This is a genomic window from Deltaproteobacteria bacterium, from assembly GCA_026712905.1.
Taxonomy (GTDB): Bacteria; Desulfobacterota; Binatia; order UBA9968; family JAJDTQ01; genus JAJDTQ01.
In genome coordinates this window covers 1-6,360 of sequence record JAPOPM010000270.1, presented here as the reverse complement: position 1 = coordinate 6,360, position 6,360 = coordinate 1, and the positions used below count along the sequence as shown (strand labels likewise).

Annotated in this window: 6 protein-coding genes; 5 read left to right on the top strand and 1 reads right to left on the bottom strand. The window is 67.3% G+C overall.

What is annotated here, in order from left to right; all coding sequences use genetic code 11:
- The 5 genes from OXF11_22010 to OXF11_21990 all read left to right on the top strand — a co-directional run.
- Window positions 1–798, top strand: a 798-nt coding sequence (locus tag OXF11_22010) for an MFS transporter (protein MCY4489761.1), incomplete at its 5' end; no start/stop codon positions are given.
- A 65-nt stretch (window positions 799–863) separates the two neighbouring features.
- On the top strand, window positions 864–1,862 hold the full coding sequence (locus tag OXF11_22005; GenBank protein MCY4489760.1) for an amidohydrolase family protein: 999 nt from the start codon (window positions 864–866) through the stop codon (window positions 1,860–1,862).
- Between the two features lie 17 nt (window positions 1,863–1,879).
- Window positions 1,880–3,400 carry an amidohydrolase family protein gene (locus tag OXF11_22000; GenBank protein MCY4489759.1) on the top strand — a complete coding sequence of 507 codons (1,521 nt, stop codon included), beginning with the start codon at window positions 1,880–1,882 and terminating at the stop codon, window positions 3,398–3,400.
- A 58-nt stretch (window positions 3,401–3,458) separates the two neighbouring features.
- On the top strand, window positions 3,459–4,184 hold the full coding sequence (locus OXF11_21995) for a hypothetical protein (protein ID MCY4489758.1): 726 nt from the start codon (window positions 3,459–3,461) through the stop codon (window positions 4,182–4,184).
- A gap of 376 nt (window positions 4,185–4,560) precedes the next feature.
- On the top strand, window positions 4,561–5,451 hold the full coding sequence (locus tag OXF11_21990) for a dihydrodipicolinate synthase family protein (GenBank protein ID MCY4489757.1): 891 nt from the start codon (window positions 4,561–4,563) through the stop codon (window positions 5,449–5,451).
- A gap of 428 nt (window positions 5,452–5,879) precedes the next feature.
- On the opposite strand, the gene OXF11_21985 is transcribed toward OXF11_21990, so the two are convergent.
- Window positions 5,880–6,360 (bottom strand): hypothetical protein (locus OXF11_21985; protein ID MCY4489756.1); only part of this gene is annotated, 481 nt, incomplete at its 5' end.

Sequence of the window (6,360 nt, the reverse complement as noted above, 5' to 3'; positions counted from 1 at the left end):
TTCCTGGTGGCGTCGCTTCTGGTATCGCTGGGCTGGCGTCACACCTGGGCGCTTTTCGGTGCGTTGACCGTTCTGCTCGTGGCCCCGGCGCTGATCTACATCCGGCGCTCACCCGAGGACATGGGACTCCATCCCGACGGAGTGCATCCCGAGGTTGTAGCGCAGCGTGAGGCGGCGCGGCCGTTTGCGCGCGCCGCCGCCGAGGACCGGATCTGGAGCCGGAGGGCCGGACTGCGGACCCGCGCCTTCTGGCTCATCGTCGCCGTTTTCGGCGTGTCTTCCGTCGGGGTGACCGGCCTCAACCTGCACGTGTTCCCCTATGTCACGGACCTCGGGTACTCGCCCCACGGTGCTGCCGGGATCATGGGCATCATCGCCTTGACCCAGCTCGGCTCGCCGCTAATCTGGGGCCTGATCGCCGAGCGCGTGGATGTGCGCCGGGCCACCCTGGCCAAGTTCCTGATCCAGGCGGCCGGCCTGACCCTGGCCATCACGTCCGACTCGCTGGCTCTGGTATACGCCGGGTTCTTCTTTTACGGGGTCGGGCTCGGTGGTAACATGGTGCTGCCCGACCTGATGTGGGCGCGGTTCTTCGGACGGCTGTCCATGGGCAGCATCCGCGGCCTCGGTTTTCTGTTGATCCACGGGTTCGCCGCGCTGGGGCCGCCGTTCTTCGGCTTTCTCTTCGATTGGCTGGGCAGCTATACGGTTTCCTTCGCGCTGTTTGCCGTGACGCTGGTGATGTCCGGGTTTCTGAGTCTATTCATCATCGCCCCGTCCCAGCCCGATACCGCGTAACCGGACCCCGAATCCCGGATCGAAGTTGTAAGTCACCAATCCAGCACCCATCAGGAGTTTCCTCCATGGTCATCGACGTTCACACCCACATCGTCCCCGAAGACTTCCCCGCGGTGGGGAATCGCGCCGCCGGCAACCGCTGGCCCTCCATGGACCACACCGGGCCGGAGACCGCCAACGTGATGATCGCCGGGCGGAACTTCCGCACCGTGCTGGACCGCTGCTGGTCGGTGCCGCGCCGTCTGCGGGAAATGGCCGCGGCCGATTACGCCGTGGACCGCCAGGTGCTGTCGCCCATGCCCGAGCTTCTCGCCTACCGCCTGGACCCGGAGGACGGGCGCGACCTGGCGCGTTACCTGAACGAGGTGCTGATGCGCATGGTGGACGAGGCCCCGGAGCGCTTCTACGCTCTCGGCTCGGTGCCGCTCCAGGACGTGGATTTGGCGGCGGCGGAGCTGGCGCGGGTCAAGTCGCTGGGCCTTCACGGCGTCGAACTGCTCAGCAACGTCAACGGCAAGAGCCTGGGCGAGCCCGAGTTCCTGCCGTTCTTCAAGGCCGCCGAGGAGCTGGACGTGCCCATCTTCGTTCACGCCCAGCACGTCACCTTCATGGACCGCGTGGTGGGGCCGCCGTTCATCGAGAACATCGTGGCGTTCCCGCTGGAGGGCGCCCTGGGCATCGCCAGCATGGTCACCGGCGGGCTCATGGAAGCGTGCCCGAACCTGCGGCTGTGCTTCAGCCACGGCGGCGGCACCTTCACCCAACTCCTGCCGCGTCTGGAGAACGCGTGGCACCAGAACCCCAACTTCCACGCGCTCCTGCCGCGGAAGCCCTCCGAGTACGCGCGCATGTTCTTCTACGACGACGTGATGTTCGACAACCGCACCGTGCGTTATCTCATCGACACCGTGGGCGTTCGGCAGGTGGTCATCGGGTCCGACTACCCGTTTCAGTTCCGAGACCAAGTGCCGGACGACGAGTTCGACGCGCTGCGGCTCACGGCCGAGGAGCGTGAATGGATTTCCTCGGGCAACTGCCTGCGGTTCCTGGGACTGGAGGCTTAGGGAGTAGGAGGTCGAGAATGGACCATCTCGTTCGAGGCAAGTTCGTCGTGACCATGGCGCGGGACGGCGCCGCGGGAGTGATCCGTAACGGCGCCGTGGCCGTGTCGGGCCGGGACATCGTCGAGGTGGGACGCTACCAGGACCTCAAGACTTCCTACGCCAGCGCCGCCGTGGTGGGCTCCTCGCGCCACTGGGTGATCCCGGGGTTCGTCAACGCGCACCAGCACGGCAAGGGGCTCACGGACTTCCAGTTGGGCGGCAGGGACGACTGCTTCGAGATCTCCCGGTTCGCGGCCGAGCCCCGTGCTGGGCTCGATCCCTACCTGGACGTGCTCTACGCCTGCAAGACCATGATCGAGGCGGGCATCACCACGTGCCTGCACTACAACTCCAGCCTTTCGCCCGAGACCTACGACGCCGACGTGGACGAACGGCTGCGCGCCTACCGCGACGCGGGCATGCGCGTGTCCTTCGGCCTCGACATCCGCGACCGCAACCACATCGTGTACGGTGACGACGAGTTCCTGGCGTCGCTGCCGCCGTCGCTGCGGGAGCAGGCGGCCGAGCGTTACAGCAGGTCCCGGACCGCCGCGCCGGACGACTATTTCAGGACCGCGCGACGCCTTGCCGGCTCACTGGATGGCGACGGCGGCCACGCCAGGCTGTTCCTGACGCCGGCCGGGCCCCAGTGGTGCACCGAGGACCTCCTGCGCGCCATCCGCCGGGAGGCCAGCGATCACGGCCTGGGCATCCAGATCCATGTGCTCGAGACCAAGTACCAGCGCTCGTACTTCCTGCGGGAATACGGCAGGAGCGCGGTGCAGTGGCTCGCCGGACTGGACTTCCTGGCGCCGGACGTGAGCCTGGCTCACGGCGTGTGGCTCAACCGCGAGGACGCGCGCACCACCGCCGCCAAGGGCGCCGCGGTGGTCCACAACCCCAGCTCCAACCTGCGCCTGCGCAGCGGCATCGCCCCGTTGACGGAGTTTCACGCCGCGGGCGTGCGCCTCGGCATGGGGCTCGACAGCAGCCCGCTGAACGACCGCCCCGACATGTTCCAGGAGATGCGCCTCGCGGCCAACCTGCAGCGCATTCCCGGGGCCGGACCAGGCCTCGTGCCGCTGGAGGCCATCTTCCGCGCAGCCACCGAGGGCGGAACGGACGTCCTCGGCTGGGGCGCCCGCTGCGGCACCCTGGAGCCGGGCAAGCGCGCGGACCTGGTGCTGGTGGACTCGTGCCCCATCGTGGAGCCGTATCTCGCAAGACATCAAACGCCGGTGGACGCCATGGTCTACCGGGGCGGGGCGGGGGCCGTGGACACCGTCATGGTGGACGGTGAGATACTCTACCGGGGCCGCAAGCACGTGCGGCTCGACGAGAAGGCCTTGCTCAAGGAGGTCAAGCAGAAGATCGCGCCGGCGCCGCGCCGGAAGGCCGGCGGGCTGGAAGCGCGCCTCGCGCCGCGCGTGCGGGACTTCCTCGAGTCACACGAAGAACACCCCGTCGACCCGTTCTACAAGTTCAACGACGCCGGCTGAACCGTCTGCCGTCCCATGGACGATTCGGGCACGTCAGGCATCCTTCCAGGAGCATCGCATGTTCGGCTACCGCGCCCGAATCGGCTACATCTCCCCCTCCGTCATGGAGCTCAACGGCTACGACTTCTACCGCATCGCGCCCGACGGGGTCGGCATGATCGCGGTCACGTGCATGGTGGGAGGCTGGAACGAAGAGGCGTACCGGAAGGCGCTGGAGCGCGCCGAGGAGTGTGCGCACGAGTTGAAGCGCCGTGACTGCGACTTCATCATTCACGACGGCGCGCCCCTGGTGGTGAGCCAGGGCAAGGGGTTCGAGACGAAGCTCATCCAGAAGTTGGAGTCCATCACCGGGGTGCCGTGCACCACCGCCGCGGCCGCCGCGCTGGACGCGTTCAGGGAGCTTTCGGTGTCGCGCCTGGCCGTGGTCGACCCTTATCCTCCCGACTTGAACGAGAAAGTCGTGAGCTATCTCAAGGCGTGGGGATTCGAGGCATCATCGGTCGTCTCCCTGGGGACCGACTTCACCGCTTCCAGCATCGCCTCGGTGGCGGACCTCTATCAGGCAGCCAAGCGCGCCGTGCGCGAGGCCGGCAACGCCGACGGCATCTACATCCCCTGCGCCAACTTCCCGGTGATGGACGTCATCGAGGACATCGAGACGGACCTTGGCCTGCCCGTCGTCACCAACATGACCTCGCTGCTCTACGTCGCCTTCAAGACCATCCACATCCACGAGAGGATCGACCGCCGCGGCCGGCTCATGCGCTTGCTGGCGGGCGGATAGCGGCCAGCCAGGGGGCAATGGGGGCGAAACCCGCGGTGCGGGCACATGCACATTCCCAGAAGACGCGGTGTCAAGGCTCCCTCGACCACGAAACGGCACCAATGCCCCGAGTCGTCATTCCCGCGAAACGGGTTGCGTCAAACCGTCGCCCGAACAAGAACTGGCGCCAACCCCCCGATTCGTCATTCCCGCGAAAGCGGGAATCCAGGGGTGGCGAGGCGGGCAACGCCGCTGCGGTGCCCCACCACCGCCCCTGGATTCCCGCTTTCGCGGGAATGACGTGAGAAGGGGCGGCAATGACGGGCGCCAAGGCCGCGGCCCGGCTTGACGCTGGCCATTTCCAGGGGCTATCTCAGGACCACGGAGGGTCGAGACCATGATCAAGGGCATCGTCATTCCCGTCATTACGCCGTTCGAGCATGACGCCTCGGTGGACGAGCCGATGCTGCGGAAGCTGGTGGACTTCTATGTCAACGCGGGGGTCCAGGGGCTGTTCATGCTAGGATCGTCGGGGCAGGGGCCGGCCATGTCCATGGCCGAGCGCAAGCGCACCGCCGAGATCGCCGTGGACCAGAACGCCGGACGCGCGCCGCTGGTCGTGCACGTGGGCACCGCGGACGCGGAGAGCACGGTGGAGCTGGCGCGGCACGCGGCGGAGGCCGGCGTCGACGGCATCGGCGTGATCCCGCCGTACTACTATGCCGACCACTCGGAGTACGAGATCATGGCCCACTTCCGGGCGGTGGCGGACGCGGTGTCGCTGCCCATCTTCATCTACGAGAACCCCAAGTACTCGGGCATCTCCATCGCGCCGCCCTTCGCCCAACGCATGAAGGAAGAGATCCCCACGATCCGCGGCATCAAGGTGGCCTACGGCGCCGGCGCCATGCTGGACTACGTGCGGCTGTTCCCGCCGGACGTGTCGGTGTTCACCGGCAACGCGGACATCTTCGGGCTGGTGCCCTTCGGGGTAGCCGGCATGATCAACCCGCCGACGAGTTGCATCCCCGAGTTATGCGTCGAGCTGTGGCGCGCGCTGGAGCGGGAGGACTACGAGGCGGCCGTGCGACTGCAGCGACGGGTCAACGACGTCACCGCGGTGGTCATCGGACAGATCAAGCGCCACGGCCGGGCCGTGGTGGCGGAGATGTACCGCATGCGCGGCTTCGACATCAAGCGCTTCCCCAAGTGGGAGACCAAGCCGCTGCCGCCGGAGGCGCGGGACTCGGTGCACCGTGAGCTGAGCCGCGGCGGGTTCCTCGACTAGAGACGCCATCACCCGCCGCGAGCGGCGGGATCAACTGTTCGACGCGCGCACACAACACCGGCCAAACTTCCGGGGCCAGCGCGAAGTCAATGCCGAGGTTGAGCAGCGTGCGGTGCCGCACCCGCTCGCCGTTGCGCTCGGAGCGCACCAGGCGGTGTGTGAAGTAGCTCTCGCCCCGGTCGGAGCCGCGGGTCTGGGTGCGGCGGATGAACATGGGGGCAGGACATCAGAGGAGGGAGCGAGAATCAACAGACAAGAGAGGCCACCAACTGCTTTGGCTCCATCCTTGTGCCTGGGAAAACGGTGGAGATCATCCGGTGCCACTCATTCCGTTGCGTGCACATGTTCGTTGTCAGGCAGGCTGACATCGGTCGACTCAGGCGGAAGCGCCGTGACAGCTCGGTCCCGGCGCCTCCGCCCACGCGGCATCAGAATCTCGCGCCGAGGTGAAACCCGACTGCGTGATTCGGAGCCGCATTCTTTTTGGCATGCTCGCGCCGAGTCCCCTCAAGCCGGAGCTCCAGCGAGGTGGGACCGCGGTTCGCCAATTTGAGCCGCCAGCCCAGGCTGTACTCCGGCTGTCCGTTCACGAGCCCGAGCCCGATCTCCGGCGTCGAGGTGAACCGGTCGTCGAAGGCGGAGAACCCGTAACCCATCTTGAGCTCGAGGCGGCGCTCCTGCGGCCCGCGGTCGTTATCGTTCGTCGCCAGTCCGGCGGGAGACACGGGCTCGATCAGCGCGTCCATGCCACCGGTCGCCCTGGCACCTACGGTCTGGCTGAGAGTGAGCGACGGCCCGCGGTCCGAAGCGGGGTCCGGGTTCCAACCAAGCGAGCCGGCGATCCCGTGATCGCGGAAGCCGTTGGACTCGTGGGTGAGCAGGCCGCGCCCCGTCAAGTCCGCGGAAATG